General features: G+C 63.4%; 21 protein-coding genes and 1 riboswitch. Of the genes, 15 read left to right on the top strand and 6 right to left on the bottom strand.

Going from position 1 to position 22,887, the window contains the following annotated elements:
* Positions 1–72: 72 nt before the first annotated feature.
* Positions 73–1,239, bottom strand: a complete 1,167-nt coding sequence (locus tag GYA95_RS00310) for a 1-acyl-sn-glycerol-3-phosphate acyltransferase (protein ID WP_024086266.1) — start codon at positions 1,237–1,239, stop codon at positions 73–75.
* 125 nt (positions 1,240–1,364) lie between these two features.
* Here GYA95_RS00310 and GYA95_RS00315 point away from each other — a divergent pair, with 125 nt between their 5' ends.
* From GYA95_RS00315 to GYA95_RS00330, 4 genes are all read left to right on the top strand, one after another.
* Positions 1,365–1,547: a CPXCG motif-containing cysteine-rich protein gene (locus GYA95_RS00315; protein ID WP_003260667.1), complete on the top strand. Its 183-nt coding sequence runs from the start codon at positions 1,365–1,367 to the stop codon at positions 1,545–1,547.
* A complete protein-coding gene (locus GYA95_RS00320; RefSeq protein WP_003260668.1) occupies positions 1,547–1,807 on the top strand; it encodes a putative signal transducing protein in 261 nt (86 codons plus the stop codon). The genes GYA95_RS00315 and GYA95_RS00320 overlap by 1 nt, the downstream gene beginning before the upstream one ends.
* Positions 1,808–1,822: 15 nt before the next feature.
* Positions 1,823–2,443 carry an SOS response-associated peptidase gene (locus GYA95_RS00325; RefSeq protein WP_003260669.1) on the top strand — a complete coding sequence of 207 codons (621 nt, stop codon included), beginning with the start codon at positions 1,823–1,825 and terminating at the stop codon, positions 2,441–2,443.
* Positions 2,444–2,622: 179 nt separating this feature from the next.
* On the top strand, positions 2,623–3,438 hold the full coding sequence (locus tag GYA95_RS00330; RefSeq protein ID WP_013970933.1) for a M48 family metallopeptidase: 816 nt from the start codon (positions 2,623–2,625) through the stop codon (positions 3,436–3,438).
* A gap of 150 nt (positions 3,439–3,588) precedes the next feature.
* Here the strand turns inward: GYA95_RS00330 and GYA95_RS00335 are convergent, their stop codons facing one another.
* The 3 genes from GYA95_RS00335 to GYA95_RS00345 form a co-directional block, all read right to left on the bottom strand.
* Positions 3,589–4,173 carry a TMEM165/GDT1 family protein gene (locus GYA95_RS00335; protein WP_013970934.1) on the bottom strand — a complete coding sequence of 195 codons (585 nt, stop codon included), beginning with the start codon at positions 4,171–4,173 and terminating at the stop codon, positions 3,589–3,591.
* A gap of 87 nt (positions 4,174–4,260) precedes the next feature.
* Positions 4,261–4,401: riboswitch (yybP-ykoY riboswitch) on the bottom strand.
* A gap of 39 nt (positions 4,402–4,440) precedes the next feature.
* On the bottom strand, positions 4,441–5,439 hold the full coding sequence (locus GYA95_RS00340; protein WP_015268955.1) for a class I SAM-dependent methyltransferase: 999 nt from the start codon (positions 5,437–5,439) through the stop codon (positions 4,441–4,443).
* Between the two features lie 54 nt (positions 5,440–5,493).
* Positions 5,494–6,459 carry a 2-hydroxyacid dehydrogenase gene (locus GYA95_RS00345; RefSeq protein WP_015268956.1) on the bottom strand — a complete coding sequence of 322 codons (966 nt, stop codon included), beginning with the start codon at positions 6,457–6,459 and terminating at the stop codon, positions 5,494–5,496.
* A gap of 250 nt (positions 6,460–6,709) precedes the next feature.
* On the opposite strand from GYA95_RS00345, the gene GYA95_RS00350 reads away from it, so the two are divergent.
* The 10 genes from GYA95_RS00350 (at position 6,710) to GYA95_RS00395 (ending at position 19,800) form a co-directional block, all read left to right on the top strand.
* Positions 6,710–8,392: a fatty acid--CoA ligase gene (locus GYA95_RS00350; RefSeq protein ID WP_161551225.1), complete on the top strand. Its 1,683-nt coding sequence runs from the start codon at positions 6,710–6,712 to the stop codon at positions 8,390–8,392.
* A 331-nt stretch (positions 8,393–8,723) separates the two neighbouring features.
* Positions 8,724–10,610: a DUF1302 domain-containing protein gene (locus GYA95_RS00355; RefSeq protein ID WP_015268958.1), complete on the top strand. Its 1,887-nt coding sequence runs from the start codon at positions 8,724–8,726 to the stop codon at positions 10,608–10,610.
* Between the two features lie 25 nt (positions 10,611–10,635).
* Complete coding sequence (locus GYA95_RS00360) at positions 10,636–12,000, top strand: DUF1329 domain-containing protein (protein WP_013970939.1); 1,365 nt, start codon at positions 10,636–10,638, stop codon at positions 11,998–12,000.
* Between the two features lie 353 nt (positions 12,001–12,353).
* Complete coding sequence (locus GYA95_RS00365; RefSeq protein ID WP_015268959.1) at positions 12,354–15,071, top strand: LuxR C-terminal-related transcriptional regulator; 2,718 nt, start codon at positions 12,354–12,356, stop codon at positions 15,069–15,071.
* A 159-nt stretch (positions 15,072–15,230) separates the two neighbouring features.
* Positions 15,231–16,838 carry a tetratricopeptide repeat-containing response regulator gene (locus GYA95_RS00370; protein ID WP_015268960.1) on the top strand — a complete coding sequence of 536 codons (1,608 nt, stop codon included), beginning with the start codon at positions 15,231–15,233 and terminating at the stop codon, positions 16,836–16,838.
* Positions 16,835–17,527, top strand: coding sequence for a sensor histidine kinase (locus GYA95_RS00375; protein WP_015268961.1), 693 nt, complete (start codon positions 16,835–16,837; stop codon positions 17,525–17,527). Before GYA95_RS00370 ends, GYA95_RS00375 begins: the two co-directional genes overlap by 4 nt.
* 168 nt (positions 17,528–17,695) lie before the next feature.
* The gene (locus GYA95_RS00380) at positions 17,696–17,974 is read left to right on the top strand and encodes an AbrB/MazE/SpoVT family DNA-binding domain-containing protein (RefSeq protein WP_003259615.1); all 279 of its coding nucleotides are present in this window, start codon (positions 17,696–17,698) and stop codon (positions 17,972–17,974) included.
* Positions 17,971–18,318 carry a type II toxin-antitoxin system ChpB family toxin gene (locus GYA95_RS00385; protein WP_015268962.1) on the top strand — a complete coding sequence of 116 codons (348 nt, stop codon included), beginning with the start codon at positions 17,971–17,973 and terminating at the stop codon, positions 18,316–18,318. Before GYA95_RS00380 ends, GYA95_RS00385 begins: the two co-directional genes overlap by 4 nt.
* A gap of 18 nt (positions 18,319–18,336) precedes the next feature.
* A complete protein-coding gene (locus tag GYA95_RS00390) occupies positions 18,337–18,981 on the top strand; it encodes an MBL fold metallo-hydrolase (RefSeq protein ID WP_013970945.1) in 645 nt (214 codons plus the stop codon).
* Between the two features lie 108 nt (positions 18,982–19,089).
* Positions 19,090–19,800 (top strand): OmpA family protein, encoded by a 711-nt coding sequence (locus GYA95_RS00395; protein ID WP_015268963.1) that lies wholly within the window; start codon positions 19,090–19,092, stop codon positions 19,798–19,800.
* Between the two features lie 135 nt (positions 19,801–19,935).
* Here GYA95_RS00395 and pta read toward each other — a convergent pair whose 3' ends face one another.
* Entirely contained in the window at positions 19,936–22,023 is a 2,088-nt protein-coding gene (gene pta, locus GYA95_RS00400; protein WP_015268964.1) for a phosphate acetyltransferase, read from the bottom strand.
* A 31-nt stretch (positions 22,024–22,054) separates the two neighbouring features.
* Positions 22,055–22,357, bottom strand: a complete 303-nt coding sequence (locus GYA95_RS00405; RefSeq protein ID WP_015268965.1) for a DUF3565 domain-containing protein — start codon at positions 22,355–22,357, stop codon at positions 22,055–22,057.
* Between GYA95_RS00405 and GYA95_RS00410 the strand changes: the two genes are divergently transcribed.
* On the top strand, positions 22,356–22,841 hold the full coding sequence (locus GYA95_RS00410) for an FKBP-type peptidyl-prolyl cis-trans isomerase (RefSeq protein WP_003259610.1): 486 nt from the start codon (positions 22,356–22,358) through the stop codon (positions 22,839–22,841). The two genes, GYA95_RS00405 and GYA95_RS00410, sit on opposite strands and share 2 nt — an antisense overlap.
* Positions 22,842–22,887 lie beyond the last annotated feature (46 nt).

Below are 22,887 nucleotides of genomic sequence, written 5' to 3' on the forward strand. Positions count from 1 at the left end.
CTACAGGTATGTGCGATCCCCTGTAGGAGCGGCCTTGTGTCGCGATGGGCTGCAAAGCAGCCCTAGGATCGCTCAGGCAACCGGTGCCTGCTGCCTGACCTGGTACTGGTTGCGCACCGGCGTCGCATACTGCAGCACAAGGTACGGCCGCTGCTCCTCAGGGCAGGCATCCAGGCGGCGTTGCCATTCCTCCTTGGCCCGAGCCAGCTCATCGGCCGGGAACACCTTCTCGGCGCTCGGCACCTGTAGCGCCTCATCCTTGCCATCCCACATCGCATAGGCCAGGTAGTGCACCGGGAACAGTCGGTAGCCACCGAGGATCTGCCGGTCGATTTCCGCTGCCAGTTGCTTGGTATCCTCGTGATACTCGGTCACCGGCGGGGCGAAATTGATGTGCACCCGGCCCTTGTAGCCGGTAATGCCCTTGGCGATGCTGTTGTCGTCCTCGCCCGGCGCCTTCTTGTAGGTGCCGGTGGTGGCGCGGATGTACAACTCGCGGGCCTTGGCCTGGTCGCACGGGTCATATTCGTAGCTGATCGAAACCGGTGTCAGGTTCAGGCTCTGGATCACCGCGCCGAACGGCTCGTCCTTGCGGCTCATGTGGAACATCTTGAGGATCGCCGAATCGGTGCGGTCGTCACCATCCTTGGCCCGGCCTTCTGCCTGGGCGATCCAGATCGACGTGGCGTCGTTGCGGATCGAGTGGTTGATGTAGGCTGAGAGCAACTGGTAGGCCGCCAGCTTCTCGCGGCGCCCACTGATCGAGCGGTGCACGATGAAGCTCTTGTTCAGGCGCATCATGTCGCTGACAAACGGCTTTTGCAGCAGGTTGTCGCCAATGGCGATACGCGGCGTGGGCAGGCCGGCGTGGTACACCGCGTAGTTGACGAAGGCCGGGTCCATGACGATGTCACGGTGGTTGGCCAGAAACAGGTAGGCGGTGCCGGCCTTGAGCTGCTCCACGCCCGAATAAGTGACGCCGTCGGTGGCGCGGTCGATGGTCTGGTCGACGTAGTACTCGACTTTGTCCTGCAAGGTCGAGACACAGGTGACACCGGCGAATTCCTTGCGCAGGCGGCGGGCGATCAGCGGCTTGAGCAACCAGCCGAGAGCACCGGCCGCACGCGGGAAGCGGAAGTGGGTGAGGATATCGAGGAATGCCGGGTCGCTGAGCAGGCGTGCCAGAACGGCAGGGACCTCAGCGTCGTCGTACGGTCGGATGGCATCGAATTCGCCCATCATGCTCTCTTGTTGGAAACGGCTAGGGTAATAAGGTAGGGGCGGGCTCCGAAAAACGGCTCGGACACACACAGGCCCTGTAAACAGACCGGCAATTATACGCATAAGTCACCCCGGAGGCCGCGATGCTGCAAACTGCTATCTACGATTGCCCTTATTGTGGCGAAGAAGTCGAAACCACGGTGGACCTGTCCGGTGGCGATCAGGAGTACATCGAGGACTGTCAGGTATGCTGCAAACCTATCCGCTTCGTGCTGCAAGTTCATGGCGAGGAGTGGATGCTGGATGTATTCGGTGAGAATGACTGATGCAGCGTATTTACGAACCGGAAAACCTGCTCGAGGCTGAAATGCTGGCGGGCATGCTCGCCAGCGAGGGGATCGATGCGCATCTGGTTGGTCGTGACCTGATCGGTGCTGCCGGTGAACTGCCGATGCAGGGCTTGCTTGGGCTTGCCGTGGCTGATGAACAGGCCGAGTACGCACGGCAGCTGATCGATGCGTACAATGATGCCCAGCCACTGGTTGGCGACGAACCGGAGAGTTTCCCCGGTACCTTGATCTGCTAGGTTCTGAATTCGCCCATGTGTGGACGTTACGCCCTGTTTCGCTGGCCCCAGGCTCTTGCCAGTCTGCCGGGCTTTCCCGTTGGCCAGCCAGCCCAATGGAACATCTCGCCTGGGGCTTCGGTGCTGATCCAGCGCCAGCTTGACGGCCAGTTGCAACTGGCCAAGGCGCGCTGGGGGCTGACCCCGGCCTGGCTCACCGACCTGTCCCGCACCCCCGCCCATGCCCGCGCCGAAACCCTGGCCGAGCAGCCGATGTTTCGCGACGCGTTTCGCCTGCGTCGCTGCCTGATGCCGGCCAACGGCTTTTACGAATGGCGCGGCAGCGTGCGCAAGCGCCCGTACTGGCTGACTCCGGGGGAGGGCGCATCTTTGTACTTCGCCGCCGTGTGGGAGGCCTACCCGGTGCAGGACCAGGTTTGGCTGAGTTGTGCGGTGGTGACCCAGGCGGCGATGAACCAGCGTCGGCCGCTGATACTGGACGAGGCAGGGCAGGCGGCCTGGCTTGACCCGGACACGCCGCTGGCCCGTCTGCATGAATTGCTGGCCAGCCCGCCGGCGACATTGCGCGAGCGGGCCCTGGCGCACTTCGTCAATGATCCGAAGCTGGATGCGCCGGAGTGCCTGACCCCGGCCTGATGTATGGCTGTGTCGGCCTCTTCGCGGCTGAAGCTGCTCCTACAACGATCGCATTACCCCTTTAGGAGCGGGTTCACCCGCGAAGGGGCCGGCACAGGCGACGAAAATCTTCCCTGCGGCTATGGCGGCCCCAAGCGACTCGGCCTACGATACGGCGCATGTAAAAAGGGAGTGTTTTCATGCGTAAGTCTTTTGTCGTCAGCCTGTTGAGTGCTGGCATCCTGCTGGCCGGCTGCCAGGCGGTTAATACCACCAGCGGCGGTGCTGTCGGCGTCGAGCGCCAGCAGTACATGTTCAGCATGCTCTCGACCGATGAGGTCAACCAGATGTACGCCCAGTCGTACCAACAGACCCTGGGTGAAGCATCGAACAAAGGCGTGCTCGACAAGTCCAGCGCAGATGCCAAGCGTGTGCAGGTAATTGCCAACCGCCTGATCGCCCAGACCCCCAAGTTCCGACCGGATGCCGCGCAATGGAACTGGGAAGTCAACGTGATCAAGAGCGACGAGCTCAACGCCAACTGCGGCCCGGGCGGCAAGATCATCGTCTACACCGGCCTGATCGATCAGCTCAAGCTCACCGATGCGGAAATTGCTGCGGTGGTGGGCCACGAGATCGCCCACGCTTTGCGTGAGCACAGCCGCGAGGCGATGTCGAAGGCGTATGGCGTGGAAATGGCGCGCCAGGGCGCCGGTGCCCTCTTTGGCCTCGGCCAGGGCAGCATGGCCATGGCCGATACCGTGGTGAACTATGCCATGACCCTGCCCAACAGCCGGGCCAACGAGAACGAAGCCGACCTGATCGGCCTGGAGCTCTCGGCGCGTGCCGGTTACGACCCGAATGCCGCGATCACCTTGTGGAACAAGATGAGCCAGGCTTCCGAGGGCGCGCCGCCTGAGTTCATGAGCACTCACCCGGCGTCCCAGAGCCGCATTGCTTCGTTGCAGGCGGCGATTCCGAAGGTGATGCCGCTGTATCAGGCGGCCAAGAAGTAAGGCCCGACTTCCAGATGCTTACCCCTTGTAGGAGCAGCCTTGTGCTGCGAAAGGGTCGGTAAGAGCACCACATTTCCTGGTGCCTGTACCGGCCTCTTCGCAGCGCAAGGCTGCTCCTACAGGTTCGGCATCAGCCTGTCGCCTTTCGAGTCAACCCACCCAGCCACTGGCTTTCATCGCCGAGTACACGGCCACGATCGCCAACACGAAGAACGCCGTAGCCGCCAGGCGACGGATCAGCGTCAGCGGCAGTTTGTCCGCCGCGAAGTTACCCGCCAAAACCACCGGCACGTTGGCAATCAGCATGCCCAGGGTGGTACCGATAATGACCATGATCAGGTACGGGTACTGTGCTGCCAGCATTACCGTGGCGACCTGGGTCTTGTCACCGATTTCAGCCAGGAAGAACGCGATCAGCGTGGTCAGGAACGGCCCGAAGCGGCGCGCCGGGTTCTCGTCGTCATCCATCTTGTCCGGAACCAGGGTCCACAGCGCAGTGGCGGTGAAGCTCGCAGCCAGGATCCAGTGCAGTGCCGAGTCGCTGAAGAAGCTGCCTACCCACGCGCCCACGGCACCAGCCGCGGCATGGTTGGCCAAGGTGGCGGCGATGATGCCGGCGATGATCGGCCAGGGCTTGCGGAAGCGGGCAGCGAGTATGAGCGCGAGCAATTGCGTCTTGTCGCCGATTTCGGCTAGGGCAACGATGGCGGTGGGGACCAGCAAAGATTCCAGCATCAGGATTCCTACGGGGGCGGGTCGACACGGCTATGACACGTACAGCCTCCCCGCCCCGGGTAAGGTGTGCGTGTCATAGGTCTTGTCAAACCCTGGATCCGTCTATGCGGATCTCGCCATGCAGGCTGGCATGGTGGGTCGCACGCGCCATGGTCTGTGGACCAAGTATGTTGACGCGTACCGGGCGAGCTGGGCGCTCGCGGGAGACTACTCCCCTAGGACGGTGCGGATTCTGCCTAGACTAAACGCTTTCGGCAAGCGCTGTTTTTATCCGTGTGTTGCCTGGTAGATGCGGAAACCGTCCGCCTCGTCGCGTACCTGGCAGTTGCCCAGCGCCCCTTCGATCAGTGGCTGGTAGCGCAGGAAGCTGTTGGCAACCAGGCGCATTTCGCCACCTTTTCGCAGATGAACGGCTGATTTTTTCAGCAAGTTTTCCGATGCCTGGTAGTTGGTGTGCACCCCGGTGTGGAACGGCGGGTTGCTCAGGATCAGGCTCAGCTCGGTCGGCGCCGCGTCGATGCCGTCGCCGCTGATCACTTCGCCCTCCAGACCATTGGCGGCCAAGGTCAGGCGGCTGGCGGCCACGGCGAAGGCATCCACATCCAGCAGGGTCACCCGGTTTTGTGGATAACGGCGTTTGACCGTGGCGCCCAGCACCCCGGCACCGCAGCCGAAGTCCAGCACATGCCCGCTCGGCAGGCCGTCGAGGTGCTTGAGCAGCAGGGCGGTACCGCGATCGAGGCGGCCATGGCTGAACACACCGGGCAGACTGACCACTTGCAGCGGGCCGTCTTCCAGGCTGAGCTCGAAGCGTTCGGCCAGGCTTTCCAGGGGCTTGGCCTCTGGCGCGTGCTCGATGGTCACCTGCCACAGCTGGCAATGGCGGGCGCTGTCGAGCTTGCGCGGCTTGCCAAAGGCCTGCAGCTGCTTGGCCGCACCCTCGATGCCACCACGTTTCTCGCCGACCAGGTACAGCTCGCGGCCCGCCAGGCGCGAGGCCAGGGCGTTGAGCAGGTAGGCGGCCAGTTCGCGGGACTTGGGCAGGAACAGCACGGCGCTGTCGAAAGTCACTTCAGGGGGCTCCACCGCATAGTGGCTGCGCCCGGCGAAGCGGCTTTCGAGCATGGCCTGGTCGCCCGCATGCCAGGTCCAGGCCTGGGCATTGGGCAACTGGCCTAGCAGGCTGTCGGCGGGGGCGCCGGCGAGCAGCAGCGGGCTCTGGAAAAGCTCTGCCTGGCGGAGCAACACTTCACTGCGCGGGTCCATGGACGACGCCTCCTGGAAAAAAGTGGCGCAGTTTAGCAGAGGCGGGCGTCGGGCTCAGCTAACCACGCGGCGTGGCTGCCCGGCGAAGAAAGCCTGGGCGTTCTCGCTGAGCTGGCCGACGATGCGCTGGCGCGACTCTACCGCGCCCCAGGCGCTGTGCGGGGTGATGATCAGGCGCGGGATGCCGGGCTCGAGCAGCGGGTTGCCGTTGACCGGCGGCTCCACGCTCAGCACGTCGGTGGCGGCACCGCCCAGGTGGCCACTGCGCAGGGCGTCGGCCAGCGCCTGCTCGTCGATAAGGCCGCCGCGGGCGGTGTTGACCACCAGCGCGTTTGGCTTGAGCAGGGCCAGTTCGCGGGCCCCGAGCATGTGTCGGGTGTGTTCGTTCAGCGGGCAGTGCAGGGTCAGGGCGTCGACTTGCGGCAGCAACTCGTCCAGCGGCAACCGGTCGGCGCGTTCCGGGCGGCCGGGGATCTGCCCGCTGAGCACGCGCATGCCAAAGGCTTCGGCCAGTCGCGCCACCGCGCCGCCCAGTTCACCGTGGCCGAGCAGGCCAAGGGTCTTGCCCTCCAGCTCGACGATGGGGAAGTCCAGCAGGCAGAACTGGCTGGCCTTGGCCCACTGGCCGTCGGCTACCGCCTGGTTGTAGTCGCACAGGCGGGTGGCCAGTGCCAGTAGCAGGGCGAGGGTGTGCTGGGCGACGGACGGTGTGCCGTAGCCCTGGCAGTTGCACACGGTGATGCCCTGGGCGCGGGCGGCCGCCAGGTCGACGTTGTTGGTGCCGGTGGCGGCCACCAGGATCAGCTTCAGCTGCGGGTTGGCGGCCAGGGTCGCGGCGTCGAGCATGACCTTGTTGCTGACTACCGCTACCGCGCCCTTAAGGCGTTCGGCGACCTGCTCCGGCCGGGTGGCGGCGAACAGTTCGAACTCGTCGAACTGCTGCTTCAGGGGCGAGAGGTCGAGATCGCCCAGGTCCAGGGACTGGTGATCGAGAAACACGGCGCGACGCGGGCTGGGCATGAAGTTCTCCGAGGCTGGGCGGGATTTCGGTGTCGCGGCCATTCGCGGGTTGACCCGCGAATAGGCCATCAGCTTCACCACATAACCTGAAGCTGCCGCCGCAGTGTCTAGTTCAACCTTGCCGCCCGTCAACGCCCGCCACTCATACCTTCATCACGCAAATCATTCCTTCGGCTGATTTAGCCGTCACATTGGCGAACTACAGTAGTTCCCAGACTTGTCCGGCCCGCTTTCCAGAAAAGGGATACCCATGTTGCAGACCCGCATCATCAAGCCCGCCGAGGGCGCCCACGCCTACCCCCTGCTGATCAAGCGACTGCTGATGTCTGGCAGCCGCTATGAAAAGACCCGCGAAATCGTCTACCGAGACCAGATGCGGCTGACCTACCCCCAGCTCAACGAGCGCATCGCGCGCCTGGCCAACGTGCTGACCGAAGCCGGGGTAAAGGCCGGTGACACCGTGGCGGTGATGGACTGGGACAGCCACCGCTACCTGGAATGCATGTTCACCATCCCGATGATCGGTGCGGTGGTGCACACCATCAACGTGCGCCTGTCGCCCGAGCAGATTCTATACACCATGAACCACGCCGAAGACCGCGTGGTGCTGGTCAACAGTGACTTCGTCGGCCTGTACCAGGCCATCGCCGGGCAACTGACCACCGTCGACAAGACCGTGCTGCTGACCGACGGCCCGGACAAGTCAGCCGAGCTGCCCAACCTGGTGGGCGAGTACGAGCAACTGCTGGCCGCTGCCAGCCCGCGCTACGATTTCCCGGACTTCGACGAGAACTCGGTGGCCACCACCTTCTACACCACTGGCACCACCGGCAACCCCAAGGGTGTGTACTTCACTCATCGGCAACTGGTGCTGCACACCCTGGCCGAAGCTTCAGTGACTGGCAGCATCGACAGCGTGCGCCTGCTGGGTAGCAACGACGTGTACATGCCCATCACGCCGATGTTCCACGTGCACGCCTGGGGCATTCCCTACGCCGCCACCATGCTCGGCATGAAGCAGGTGTATCCGGGGCGCTACGAGCCGGACATGCTGGTCAAACTGTGGCGCGAAGAGAAGGTCACCTTCTCCCATTGCGTGCCGACCATCCTGCAGATGCTGCTCAACTGCCCGACCTCCCAAGGTCAGGACTTCGGCGGCTGGAAGATCATCATCGGCGGCAGCGCACTCAACCGCTCGTTGTACCAGGCCGCCCTGGCACGCGGCATCCAGCTGACCGCTGCGTATGGCATGTCCGAGACCTGCCCGCTGATTTCCGCCGCCCACCTGAACGACGAACTGCAGGCCGGCAGCGAGGATGAGCGCGTCACCTACCGCATCAAGGCCGGCGTGCCGGTGCCGCTGGTGGAGGCGGCCATCGTCGACGGCGACGGCAACTTCCTGCCCGCCGACGGTGAAACCCAGGGCGAGCTGGTACTGCGTGCGCCATGGCTGACCATGGGCTACTTCAAGGAACCGGAAAAGAGCGAAGAGCTGTGGCAGGGCGGGTGGTTGCACACCGGTGATGTCGCCACGCTCGACGGCATGGGCTATATCGACATCCGCGACCGTATCAAGGATGTGATCAAGACCGGTGGCGAGTGGATTTCCTCGCTCGACCTCGAAGACCTGATCAGCCGTCACCCGGCCGTGCGCGAAGTGGCGGTGGTAGGGGTGGCCGACCCGCAGTGGGGTGAACGCCCGTTTGCCCTGCTGGTGGTGCGCGAAGACCAGGTCATCGACGCCAAGGCGCTGAAGGAACACCTCAAGCCGTTCGTCGAACAAGGGCACATCAACAAGTGGGCGATTCCAAGCCAGATCGCCGTTGTTACCGAAATTCCCAAGACCAGTGTCGGCAAGCTCGACAAGAAACGCATCCGCCAGGACATCGTCCAGTGGCAGGCCAGCAACAGCGCGTTCCTCTCCACGCTGTAACCGCCATGCGGGTCGCGCAGTGCAGCGCGCGACCCGCATGCTAGAGAGGTGGAACCTTGCCAAACGGCAGAAATACGCCATCCTTTAGCACTGCCAGCGCGCAGCCGGGGCAACACGGCAGCGAGTTGGCCGCACGGAGCGCAAATCACACTTTAGAGGGATCAAGCGCCTGTGCCTTGCTGGCTATAGTCGGGGCCAGGGGATTTTCAGGAATGGGGGAGGCGACATGCGCAAGCCGTGTCGCCGCGGGCGCAAGCCTGCAAACCGGTCGCTCGGGCCGTTCTTGAAAGGACTCACTGCCATAACAAAAAAAGTACATGGAGTAGCGTCGATGAAATCTGCAAACCTGTTCTGGCGCCGGGCCAAGTTGCCCCTGGCCGTCAGCCTTGCTTCCACGCTCGCAAGTCCTGCTTTCGCTGTCAGTTTCAACATTGGTGAAATCGAAGGCCAGTTCGACTCGTCGCTCTCCATCGGCGCCAGCTGGTCGACGGCCAACCCGAACAAGAACCTGATCGGGGTGAACAACGGCGGCAAGGGCCTGTCGCAGACATCCGACGATGGCCACCTGAACTTCAAGAAGGGCGAAACCTTCTCCAAGATCTTCAAGGGTATCCATGACCTGGAGCTCAAGTACGGCGACACCGGTGTGTTCGTCCGCGGCAAGTACTGGTACGACTTCGAACTGAAGGACGAAGGCCGCGAGTTCAAGGACATCAGCGACTCCAACCGCAAGGAAGGCGCCAAATCGTCCGGTGCCGAACTGCTCGACGCATTCGTCTACCACAACTACTCCATCGGCGATCAGCCAGGCTCGGTGCGCTTGGGCAAGCAGGTGGTGAGCTGGGGTGAAAGTACCTTCATCGGTGGCGGCATCAACTCGATCAACCCGATCGACGTGTCGGCGTTCCGCCGCCCGGGGGCCGAGATCAAGGAAGGCCTGATTCCGGTCAACATGTTCTACATTTCGCAGAGCCTGACCGACAACCTGTCGGCGGAGGCTTTCTACCAGATCGAATGGGACCAGACGGTCGTCGACAACTGCGGCACCTTCTTCTCCCAGCCAGACATCATTGCCGACGGCTGTACCGACAACCTGCGCGTGCTCAACAGCAGTCGCACAGTGCCGGGGGCGGCGCAGCAATTCCTTGCCACCCGTGGCGTGGACATCAATGAGGAAGGGGTGATGGTGCGCCGCGGCGCCGACCGCGATGCGCGTGACAGCGGCCAGTTTGGCGTGGCAATGCGCTACATGTTCGAGCCGCTGGACACCGAGTTTGGCGCCTACTTCATGAACTACCACAGCCGTGCGCCAATCTTCAGTGCTACCGGGGCCGCGCCTTCAGTGTTCGCCGGCCTGAGCGCATTGCCTGCACAGCTGCGCGCATTGGCACCGCTGATCGTGGCAGGTAACTCCGAGTACTTCGTCGAATACCCCGAGGACATCCGCCTTTATGGCTTGAGCTTCTCTACCACGTTGCCCACCGGGACCGCCTGGAGCGGCGAACTCAGCTACCGCCCCAACGCACCGGTGCAACTGAATACCACGGATATCCTGTTCGCCGGGGTCCGCCCCATTGGCGGTGCCTTGAGCAACGCTTCGCTGCTGACCGGTACGCCGGGGCAGGACTTGCACGGGTATCGCCGCAAGGAGATCACTCAGTTCCAGACCACCCTCACGCATTTCTTCGACCAGGTAATGGGCGCCAGCCGCATGACCGTGGTGGGCGAGCTGGGTGTCACCCATGTGGGCGGCCTGGAGAGCGCCCACGATACCCGCTACGGTCGCGATCCGGTGTTTGGTCCAGGCCCGCTGCCATCCACCGGTGGGGCAAACACCTGTCAGGCCCTGAATACCAGCACCATCGCAGGCGCTGGTGCCGGTGCCTCCACCGCCAACCTGAGCCGCAACTGCGAGAACGATGGCTTTACCACCAGCACTTCCTGGGGTTACCGCGCCCGAGTCATCTGGGACTACAACGATGTCTTTGCCGGGGTCAACCTGAAACCCAGCGTGGCCTGGTCGCATGACGTCTCCGGCTATTCGCCGGGCCCTGGCGCCAACTTCGAGGAAGGCCGCAAGGCCGTCAGCCTGGGCCTCGACGCCGAGTACCAGAACACCTACACGGCAAGCCTGTCGTACACCAACTTCTTCGATGGCAAGTACACCACCGTGGATGACCGCGACTTCGTCGCGCTCAGCTTCGGCGTGAACTTCTAAGCATTCAGATCCAGGACGACACGACATGAACAAGACCAGAAGTCTGCTGCAAGCCGGTGTGCTGGGCCTGTCCCTGCTGGCGACCAGCGTCATGGCTGCAGTATCCGCCGACGAGGCGGCCAAGCTGGGCAGTACCTTGACTCCGATGGGTGCCGAAAAGGCTGGCAACGCCGATGGCTCGATCGGCCCGTGGGAACCGCTGTCCAAGAGCGCGGGCAGCGTCGACGGCAAGGGCTTCCTGTCCGACCCGTACGGCAGTGACAAGCCGCTGTTCACCATCACCGCGCAGAACGCCGACCAGTACAAGGACAAGCTCTCGCCGGGCCAGCTGGCCATGCTCAAGCGCTATCCGGACACCTTCAAGATCCCGGTATTCAAGACCCATCGCGGTTCCACGGTGCCGGCCGATGTGTTCGCTGCCATCAAGGAAAACGCTACCAAGACCACCCTGGTCGAAGGCGGCAACGGTCTGAACAACTTCCGCACGGCTGTACCGTTCCCGATCCCGAAAAGCGGCCTGGAGGTGATCTGGAACCACATCACCCGCTACCGGGGCGGTAGCGTCAGCCGTCTGGTGACCCAGGCAACGCCGCAGCAGAACGGCTCTTTCAACCCGGTATACTTCTCCGACCAGTTCGTCTTCCGCGAAAGAATGAAGGATTACGACCCGAACAACCCGGGCAACATCCTGTTCTACTTCAAGCAGGAAGTGACCGCGCCTGCGCGCCTGGCCGGTACCGTGCTGCTGGTGCACGAAACCCTCGACCAGGTGAAGGAACCACGCAAGGCGTGGATCTACAACGCCGGTCAGCGCCGCGTACGCCAGGCACCACAAGTGTCGTACGACGGCCCGGGTACCGCCGCCGACGGTTTGCGCACCTCCGACAACCTGGACATGTTCAACGGTGCGCCAGACCGCTATGACTGGAAGCTGGAAGGCAAGAAGGAGATGTACATCGCGTCCAACGCCTTCAAACTCGACGACCCCAAGCTCAAGTACACCGACATCATCAAGGCCGGGCACATCAATCAGGACCTGGCCCGTTACGAGCTGCGCCGTGTATGGCACGTGGTCGCCACCCTCAAGCCGGGCCAGCGGCACATCTATGCCAAGCGTGACTTCTACATCGACGAGGACACCTGGCAGGCGGCGGTGATTGACCAGTACGACGGCCGTGGCCAACTGTGGCGCGTGTCCGAGGCACATGCCCAGCCGTACTACAACGTGGAAGTCCCGTGGTACACCCTGGAAGCCATCTATGACCTGCAGTCGGGCCGTTACCTGGCCTTGGGCATGAAGAACGAAGAGAAGCGCGCCTACGACTTCGGCTTCAGTGCCAGCAAGGCTGACTTCCAGCCAGCGGCACTGCGCCAGTCGGGTATTCGCTGATCTGAAAACGCGTCACGCCGTGTCATCTCAGAGCGCCCCGGCTAGCCCGGGGCGTTTTTATTTCCTGTACCGGCCCCTTCGCGGGCGCGCCCGCTCCCGCATGTACTGCACTGGGCTTGAAGCCTGCGCAATCCCTGTAGGAGCGGGTTCACCCGCGAAGAGGCCGGAACAGGCAATAAAGCTGGTGAATACCTCCCCAAACCCCCGCCCCAGCCGCTGTCCATTAGTCATGTTGCTTTTTGTCGCAGTCTTTTCCAGTGGAATTGCGCCCATCATCTTCAAATGCGTAGCGTTACCCGCTAGTCTCGCAAGCATCCATACCGCCGTAGTCTTCCAACCAGAACGAGCCGGCCATGACAGATCTGTCCCGTACGCATGGATTCACCAGCCAGGCCCTGGGCCTGCTGGACGGGCGTTTCTTCCGGCCGCCCTTGCCGGACGGCCATGTGCCGCGCCTGCGCCTGTGTCAGCGGCTGCAAGCCGGTCTCGGCGGGCGGTTGTTACTGGTCAACGCCCCGGCGGGGTTCGGCAAAAGCTCCCTTGCCATCGAATTTTGCGAAGCGCTGCCCGAGCACTGGCGTAGCCTGTGGCTGGGCCTGAGCCAACGGGATGCCGACCCTGGCCGATTCCTCGAACGCCTGCTCGAAGGCCTGCAGCAGTACTGCCCGGCGCTGGGCGGCCAGGCCATGGGCCTGCTGAAAATGCGCCAGCGCCACCAGCCGTTCGCCTTCGAGGAATGGCTCGACGGCCTGCTAGACGAGTTGGCGCTGTACCTGCAAGCCGATACTCCCTTGTTGCTGGTGCTGGACGACTATCACCTGGCCCAGGGGCCGGTGCTCGACCGCTGCCTGCAGTTCTTCCTCAATCACCTGCCCCCCGGCCTGGTGCTGCTGGTCACCAGCCGCCAACGCCCGGATTGGCACCTGGCGCGCCTGCGCCTGTCGCGGCAACTGGTCGAACTCAACGAGCAGGACTTGCGCCTGACTACCGAAGAATCACTGGCGGTGATCGGCCGTCAACCCACCGGCCTGCGTGGCCAGGCCCTGGACAACCTGATCCAGCGCAGCGACGGTTGGGTGGCCGGGTTGCGTTTCTGGCAGCTGGCGGCAAGCGAGTCCGCTGACGAGCAGGCCTTGCCCCAGGCCTTGCATGGCGGCGAGGGCCTGATCCGTGACTATCTGCTGGAAGAAGTCATCGACATGCTGCCCGCCGATGTACAGGCCTTCCTGTACGAAACGGCCTGCCAGGAACGTTTCTGCTCCCCGCTGTGCGATGCCGTACGCGGCCGCCACGACAGTGCCGCGATCCTGCGTTTCTTGCAGGCGCACCAGGTGTTCCTGGTGCCGCTGGACGAGCATGGCCACTGGTTCCGCTATCACCACCTGTTCTCCGACCTGTTGCGCAGCCGCCAGGCCAGCGAGCCGCTGGCCGACCTGCAGTTGCGTGCCTGCCGCTGGTTCGAAAGCCAGGGCCTGCTGGACGAAGCGGTAGAACAGGCCCTGCGCGCCGGTTACCTCGATGTCGCCGCCGACCTGGTGCAGAGCCTGTCCGAGGAGCAACTGCTGGCCGAACAGAACGTCGGCATGTTGCTGCGCTGGAAGATGGACCTGCCCGACAGCCTGCTGATCAGCACGCCGCGGCTGATCGTGCTGTACAGCTGGGCGTTGGGCCTGGCGTGCCAGTTGGACGCGGCCGAGGACCTGGCGGGGTATCTCAGCCGCTTCCTGCCCGCGCCTTCGGCAACCGCGCAAAAGTCCATGCTGGCCCAGTGGCTGGCGCTGAGTGGTGTGATCGCCCGTGGCCGTGGTGATCGCGAGCGCACCCTGGCCTATTGCGGTGAAGCGCTGCAGAGCTTGCCGAGCAAGCGTTATGGCCAACGCCTGGTATGCCTGTCGACGCTGTCCAACCTGGCGATAGCCGATGGCGATTTCTGGCGGGCCCGCGGCTGGAACCGTGAGGCGCTGGAGTTGGCCCAGCGTGTCGGCAACCCGTTGTTCGAGGCCCTGGCCCATTACGACCGGGCGCGGGTGCTGCATGCCCGTGGCGAGGTGTTGCGCGCACTGGACGAAGTGCGCGAGGGGCTGCAACGCCTGCAAGGACTGTCGGCACAGCGGCTGTATGCCGTGCGCGCCCGCTTGACGCTTTACGAAGGCTACCTGCTGGTATCGCGCCTGCAGCCGTCCCAGGGCCGTGCCCGCTTGCGTGCGGGGCTGGGCGAGGCGCGGGCCTGCCGTGATATCAGTGTGCTCATCGGCCACTGCGTGATCGCTACGCTCGATGGCCGGGAAGGGCACTTTGCCGAGGCTTTTGCCGAACTGGCCGAGGCCGAGCGGCTGATGCACATCTGGGATGTGCCGCCGGTCTACTACCTGGCCATGATCACCCTGGTCAAATGCGAGTTGTGGCTGGCCCAGGGGCGCATCGACCTGGCCGAGTCCTGGCTGCTGCGCCTGGGTCAGACCTATGGCGGCGAGCAACCGGCGGCGGCCCCGGAGTTCCACCCGTTGCTGCCGTTGCACATCGCCTTGCAGCAGGCATCGCTCGAGCGTATCCAGTCGCGTAGCGACGATGCGGCGCAACGCCTGGCCAGCCTGGTCGAGCGCGGCCAGGCCAGTGGCGGCATGATGCTCAGCGTCAGTGCCATGTGCCAGTGGCTTGGCTTGTTGCTGGGCGAAGGTCGGGAAGAGCAGGCCGCCCAGTTGTTGCCACGGTTGCTGGTGGCAGCCCAGGGCGGCGTGTTGCAACCGTTCCAGCCTTTGCTGGAGCAGCACCCGCAGTGGCTTCTCGAACAGCTCCAGGCTGTTGCCGCCTGCCCGGTGCAGGCCGAGTTGCTCAAGCGCCTGCCGCAGATACCAAGCGCCAGCATCGGCAGCGGCGAAGCCCTGAGTAGCCGCGAGTTGGCCGTGCTCGAGCTGATTGCCCAGGGTTGTTCCAACCAGCAGATCAGCGAGCGGTTGTTCATTTCCCTGCACACGGTGAAAACCCACGCCAGCCATATCAACAGCAAGCTGGGGGTGGAACGGCGTACCCAGGCGGTGGCGAAGGCCAAGTCCCTGGGGCTGCTGGTGTGATATTGGCCCAGCAAGGTCTTGCTCGTTGAAGTGATGGCTCGAGGCCGTGGCTCGTGGCCGCCAGTGCTCTACCCTCATCTTTCCCGACCAGCTGCCGATACAGCTATCGGTGGCATCGCCTCGCGCGATTTTTCAATCATTCCAAGGCAGGTCGTGTTGATGCTGCAGTACGGGCAAAAGAGCTTTCTGATCGTCGACGACTTTACCGACTTTCGTACGTCGACCCGTTCCATGCTGCGCGAACTGGGCGTGCGTGATGTGGACACCGCCGACAGCGGCGAGCAGGCGCTGCGCATGTGCGCGCAAAAGCGCTATGACGTCATCCTGCAGGACTTCCACCTGGGCGACGGCAAGAAGAACGGCCAGCAGGTGCTCGAAGACCTGATCCTCGACAAGCACATCAGCCATGAGTGCATATTCATCATGGTCACGGCCGAGAGCAGCCAGGCCATTGTCCTCAGCGCCATCGAGCACGAGCCTGATGCCTATCTGACCAAGCCGTTCAACCGAGTTGGCCTGGCCCAGCGTGTCGAGAAACTGTACCAGCGCAAGACCCTGCTCAAGCCGATCCTGCAGGCCCTGGACCGCAATCGCCCGGCCGAAGTGCTGGCTGCCTGCGCCGAGCTGTGCAAGCGCGACCCACGCCTGGCCCCGCTGTGCCTGCGCTATCGGGCAGATGCCTTGCGCAACCTCAACCGCTTCGAGGAACTGGAGAAGTTCCTCAAGGCCATCCTGGCCAGCCGCCCGCAGCCATGGGCCTACTCGGCGTTGGGCAGCCTGATGCACAAGCGTGGCCAGAATGCCCAGGCCCAGGGCGTGTACGAGCAGGCGCTCAAGGCCTTCCCGATCATGCCGGGCCTGTACGATGGCATGGCCGAGGTGCTGGTGGCCCAAGGCGAAACCAGGCGTGCGCAGAACATGCTTGAAGAAGCCGTGCGCCTGTCGCCGCTATCGGTGCGCCGGCAGTCGACGCTGGGCAAGCTGGCGTTGGAAAACGAAGACTTCGAGAGTGCCTCGAAGGCATTTCGCCATGCGGTGAATCAGGGCCAGAGCTCGCGCTACAAGGACGCCGAGAACAACCTGGGCCTGGTGCAGGCGCTGATGAGCAGGAATGCCGGTTTTGGCCTGGATGCGCGCACACGGGTCGAGATCAACAGCACACTCAGCGAAGTGGCCAAGGAAAACCCCGAGGACCAAGGCCTGCAGGTGCGTGCCCGCATGATGAAGGCCGCCAGCCTGCAGCAGGCCGGCGACCCTGAAACGGCTGCAAAGCTGACCGAACAGGCGATCCAGCGTCTGGACAAGATGAACCAGTTCTTCTCGGTCGATTCGGCTCTGACCGTTGCCGTGCAGTTGCAGGCCATGGGGCAGGAAGCTGCTGCCATCGGCGTGCTGAAGAGCTGTGTGGAAAGTTATGGCGACGACCCCAAGGTCATGGAGAGGGTCGGCAAGCTGACGGACGACCCCAGCGTGCTCAACGCCATTACCGAAGCTGTCACCCTCAATCGCCAGGGTGTGCGCAGTTACCAGGGAGGGCAGCTCGGCGAGGCGTTGCAGCTGTTCCGCAAGGCGCTGGGTTTGCAGCCGAAGAACATCAGCATCGCCCTCAACACTGCCCAGGCGCTGCTGCGCATCGGCGGAGACAACCCTCAGCCCGCGATCATGCAGGAGTGCCGCGACGCCCTGACCAGCGTGGCCGGCATCCCCGCCAGCGACAACCGCTACGACCGCTACCGCAAACTGCACATCCGAGTGTTCGGCGCATGAATCAAGACAACCAGGGGCTGGATTTTTCCACGGTGATCGCCTCCACCGTGCACGACCTGAAGAACTCCCTGTCGGCGCTGATCCAGTCCCACAACCAGTGGATGCAGCGCTTGCCCGAGGAGCTGCGCGGTGGTGCCGAGCAAGGGGTGATGGAGCATGAGTTTCGTCACCTCAACGGCATGCTGGTGCAGTTGCTGGGGTTGTACAAACTGGGCGTGAACCAGTTGCCGGTGTGCCCGGACTACCACGAACTGGACGATTTCATCGAAGCCCAGCTGGCGGCACACGAGGAAGTGCTCAAGCACAAGGACATCCTAGCCACCTGGCGCATCGACACCGACAACCCGCTGGGCTTCTTCGACCGCGAGCTGGTGGCCTCGGTGATCGCCAACGTGATCACCAACGCCACCCGCTTTGCCGCGCATGCCTTGCTGATCACCATCGAAGAGGCAGACAACCAGCTGGTCATCTGCGTCAACGATGACGGCCCGGGTTATCCACAGCGGATGCTCGAACGCCAGGAAGAATTCATCCAGGGTATCGACTCGACCAGCGGCAGTACCGGCCTTGGCCTGTATTTTGCGGCGCGGATCGCGGCACTGCATGAAAGCGGCGGGGTGCGCGGGCGGATCGAGATCTCCAATGGCGGCGCGCTTGGGGGTGGGTTGTTCAGGTTGTTTTTGCCTTGAAACTGACAAGGATTGCGTTTCAAATTTTTGCAGCTGGAAGGTAGGTTCACAAGGTGATGTAGGGCATTTCCTTCTTGAGGTTGCAGGGCTTTTGTCCATACCGGGCAAATGACAGTGTAGATACGACGTCTCTACATTTCGCTTGCAATCATTTGGAGGGTTTCTACTATGTATCTACCTTGGGAGATACTCATGCAGATCAAGATTCAACAGTGGGGTAACAGCGCCGCGATTCGCTTGCCGGCTGCAGTGCTCAAGCAGATGCGTCTCGGAGTCGGCTCTACCTTGAGCCTGGACACCGCGGGTGAGACCATGGTGCTCAAACCCGTCAGGTCGAAACCCAAATACACCCTTGAAGAGCTGATGGCTCAGTGCGACCTGGATGCACCGGAGCCAGAGGACATGGCCGACTGGAACGCGATGCCACCAGTAGGGCGTGAAGTGTGAAACGGGTGAAGTTCGCCAGGGGCGATATCGTCCGCATCAATCTCGATCCGACTGTTGGACGGGAGCAGCAGGGTGCTGGGCGACCTGCGCTGGTGCTCACTCCCGCTGCGTTCAATGCGTCAGGCCTGGCTGTGGTAGTGCCGATCACCCAAGGTGGCGATTTTGCCAGGCATGCGGGTTTCGCCGTCACGCTCAGCGGTGCGGGTACGCAGACTCAGGGCGTGATGCTCTGCAATCAGGTGCGCACAGTCGACCTTGAAGCCAGATTTGCCAAACGCATAGAGTCGGTACCCGAGGTCGTCATCCTTGATGCACTGGCTCGCGTACAGACCCTCTTCGATTAACCGGTTCCCGTATTCCCTATGCAGAATCCATCGTCAGCGCTCATCCGCGAAACCTTCCCCGTAGGCCCCCTGCAGTGCAACTGCACCCTGATCGGCGACCCGCTGACCAAAAAGGCCATCGTCGTCGACCCGGGCGGTGACCCGGACAAGATCCTGGCCCGCCTGCAGGCCCACGGGCTGACGCTGGTGAGCATCATCCACACCCACGCGCACTTCGATCACTTCCTCGCCTCGGGCAAGCTCAAGGAGCTGACCGGCGCCACGCTGCACTTGCACAAGGACGACCAGTCGCTGTGGGACAACCTGGAAATGCAGTGCCAGATGTTCGGCGTGCCCTACACTCCGGTACCCGCGCCAGACCGCTGGCTGGGGGATGACGAGGAGCTGGCCTGTGGATGTGGCGTGGCCCTGCATACGCCAGGCCACACGCCAGGCTCGATGAGTTTCTGGTTTGCCGACGCCAAGCTGCTGATCGCCGGCGATACCCTGTTCCGCCGGGGCATTGGCCGTACCGATTTGTGGGGTGGCGACCAGCGGGCCATCGTCCGTTCCATCAGGGAGCGGCTGTACCGGCTGGACGAAGAGGCCATCGTGGTGACCGGCCACGGGCCTGATACCCGCCTGGGCGACGAAATGCGCGAGAACCCCTTTGTGCGTGCCTGATGGCACATGAAGGCACTTTCACGGAATTTTTCGGCGCCGATGCAATCCAAGGCTGGCATAGATCCCTTTATGATCTGTCGCATTCATGAATTCAGTAGGAGCTTGTCCATGTTCACCATGCGTCGTCTGATTATCGTCGCAACCGCCGCTGCCCTGATGACCGGCTGTGCCGGCCAGAACCCTTATGACAGCCAAGGGCAGGCGCAGGGCTCCACCGGGATGAGCAAAACTGCCAAATACGGCGGCCTGGGCGCGCTGGCCGGTGCTATCGCCGGTGCCGCCATCGACCACAACAACCGTGGCAAGGGCGCACTGATCGGCGCTGCTGCCGTGGGTGCCGCTGCAGCCGGTTATGGCTACTACGCCGACAAGCAGGAAGCCGAATTGCGCGCGCAAATGGCCAATACCGGTGTGGAAGTTCAGCGCCAGGGTGACCAGATCAAGCTGATCATGCCGGGCAACATCACCTTCGCAACCGACTCGGCCAACATCGCGCCAAGCTTCTACTCGCCGCTGAACAACCTGGCTGGCTCGTTCAAGCAGTTCAACCAGAACACCATCGAAGTGGTCGGCTTCACCGACAGCACTGGCAGCCGCCAGCACAACATGGACCTGTCCCAGCGCCGTGCGCAGGCGGTCAGCACCTACCTGACCTCGCAGGGTGTGGATGCCTCGCGTATCACTGTACGTGGCATGGGCCCGGACCAGCCGATCGCCAGCAACGCCGACGCCAATGGCCGTGCGCAGAACCGCCGTGTGGAAGTGAACCTGAAGCCGATTCCGGGTCAGCAGTATGACCAGGGGCAGGTTCAGCAGTAAGGCATCAACCCTGGGGCCGCTTTGCGGCCCATCGCCGGCAAGCCAGCTCCCACAGGTACTGCACAAGGCTCAAGGGCTATGCAAATCCTGTGGGAGCTGGCTTGCCGGCGATGGGCTGCAAAGCAGCACCAGCTTTTAACCCCCCACGCTGGCCTGGATCGCCGTCAGGGCAATGGTATGCACGATATCGTCAACCTGAGCCCCGCGCGGCAAGTCGTTCACCGGTTTGCGCAACCCTTGCAGCATCGGCCCCAGGCTGACCCCGTCGGTGCTGCGTTGCACCGCCTTGTGGGTCGTGTTGCCGGTATTCAGGTCAGGGAACACGAATACCGTCGCCCGCCCGGCTACCGGGCTGCCCGGCGCCAGCTCCCGTGCAATCGCCGGGTTGGCCGCCGCGTCATACTGCAACGGCCCGTCGATCAGCAGCTCCTGCGCCGCGCCCTGTGCCAGGCGGGTCGCTTCGCGTACTTTCTCGACTTCCTCGTCGCTGGCCGAATCGCTTGAATAACTGATCATCGCCACCCGTGGCGCGATGCCGAAGGCCTGCGCCGATTCGGCACTCTGCCGGGCGATCTCGGCCAGTTCGACAGCACTCGGGTGTGGGTTCATCACGCAGTCGCCGTACACCAGCACCTGCTCGGGGAACAGCATGAAGAACACCGACGACACCAGGCTCGAGCCCGGTGCGGTCTTGATCAGTTGCAGTGCCGGGCGGATGGTGTTGGCGGTGGAGTGCACCAGGCCCGAGACCAGGCCGTCCACTTCGTCCAGAGCCAGCATCATGGTACCGATCACCACCGGATCCTCCAGTTGCTGCTCGGCCATTGGTGCATTGAGGTTCTTGCTCTTGCGCAGCTCGACCATCGGTTCCACATAGCGCCCGCGAATCAGCTCTGGGTCGAGAATCTCCAGGCCCGGTGGCAAGGTGATGCCCTGGGCTCGGGCCACCGCGTCGACATCCTCAGGCTTGGCCAGCAGCACGCAGCGGGCAATGCCGCGAGCCTGACAGATGGCTGCTGCCTGAACGAGCAGAGGCTCGGCACCCTCCGGCAGGACGATGCGCTTGTTCGCCTGCTGTGCCCGCTGGATCAACTGGTAGCGGAACACGGCTGGCGACAGGCGCAATTCACGCGGGGTGCCGCAACGCTGGTGCAGCCAAGCGGCGTCGAGATGGCTGGCGACGAAGTCGGTGATGAATTCGGCGCGCTCGCGGTCGTCCACCGGGATTTCGCGGTTCAGCGAGTTGAGCTGGTTGGCAGTGTCGTACGAGCCGGTACTGACCGAGAGGATCGGCAGGCCGGCCTGCAGGGCACCTCGGCACAGACCAAGGATACGCGCGTCAGGTTTGCTGTCGCTGGTCAGCAGCAGGCCGGCCAGCGGGACGCCGTTGATCGCCGCCAGGCTGACGGCGAGGATGATGTCGTCGCGGTCGCCCGGGGTCACCACCAGGGTACCCGAGGTGAGCAGTGGCACCGTGTTGGCAACGGTACGCGCGCAGATGATGATCTTGCTCATGCGCCGCTGTTCATAGTCGCCGGCATTGAGCACCTGGGCACCGAGCAGGTCGGCCACATCGCGGGTGCGCGGGGCGTTCAGTTCAGGCTGGTAGGGGATGCAGCCCAGCAGGCGGAAGTCGTTACCGCGCAGTAGTGGCGAGTGCTCGCGCAGGCGGGTGGAAAAGTCCGCCATGCTTTCGTCGGTGCGCACCTTGTTGAGGATTACCCCGAGCACCTTCGGGTCGCGCGGGCCGCCGAACAGCTGGGCCTGCAGTTCGACCCGGCCGGACAACTCGCTGAGCACTTCGTTTTCCGGCGCCGATACCAGTATCACCTCGGCATCCAGGCTCTTGGCCAGGTGCAGGTTGACCCGCGCCGCATAGCTGGCGTGGCGCGTGGGCACCATGCCTTCGACCACCACCACGTCGTTGCCGATGCAGGCTTGCTGGTAAAGGCGGATGATTTCTTCGAGCAACTCGTCCAGCTGGCCATCGCCCAGCATGCGCTCGACATGGGACAGGCTCAGCGGCACAGGGGGCTTGATGCCGTGGGTACGGGCAACCAGCTCGGTGGAGCGCTCGGGGCCGGTGTCACCCGGGTGAGGCTGGGCGATCGGCTTGAAGAAGCCGACCTTCAGGCCGGCCCGCTCCAGGGTGCGCACCAGACCCAGGCTGATGGAAGTCAGGCCGACACCGAAATCGGTCGGCGCAATGAAAAATGTCTGCATGCGTGCTTCTCGAAATAAGCGGTGCAAGAAATTAACGGCCAAGGGTAGCGCTATCGGCCCCTTGTGCGCACCAGCCGCAAGCGAAAGGCTGGCCGATGCGCTGCGCGCGTTGGGCCGGGTCGAGCACCCAGGGGCGCGCCTGCCACGGCGGCTGGTGGCGCAGGTGCTGGGTGTGGCCGCAGGACAGCTCGGCCACCCAGTGGCCCTCTTCGTCCTGGTGGAAGCCGGTGATCCGACTGATGGGCCGTTGCTCGTCCGCGGTGCGTTCGCAATCGGGCGATGGCTTGGTTACACTTGTCCGCTCTACATACTTTTGCAAAAGGTCTTGCCCCATGCTGATCGCCGCCAACAAGGCTGTCTCCATCGACTATACCCTGACCAACGACGCCGGGGAGACCATCGACAGCTCCGCCGGCGGTGCACCGCTGGTTTACCTGCACGGTGCCGGCAACATCATCCCGGGCCTGGAAAAAGCCCTGGAAGGCAAGCAGGCCGGTGACGAGCTGAACGTTTCCATCGAGCCGGAAGATGCCTACGGCGAATACCTGGCCGAGCTGGTCAGCACCCTGAACCGCAGCCTGTTCGAAGGTGTCGACGAACTGGAAGTGGGCATGCAGTTCCACGCTTCGGCGCCGGATGGCCAGATGCAGATCGTCACCATCCGCGACATCGACGGCGACGACGTGACTGTCGACGGCAACCACCCGCTGGCCGGCCAGCGTCTGACCTTCCAGGTCAAGGTGGTCAACGTTCGTGATGCCAGCGACGAAGAAATCGCTCACCGCCACATCCACGGTGAAGGTGGCCATCACCACTGATTTTCTGCGCTAAGCTCAGAAAGTCGCCAGGCGCTCGGGCAAGCCG

The sequence above is a fragment of the Pseudomonas asiatica genome (assembly GCF_009932335.1).
Lineage (GTDB): Bacteria > Pseudomonadota > Gammaproteobacteria > Pseudomonadales > Pseudomonadaceae > Aquipseudomonas > Aquipseudomonas asiatica.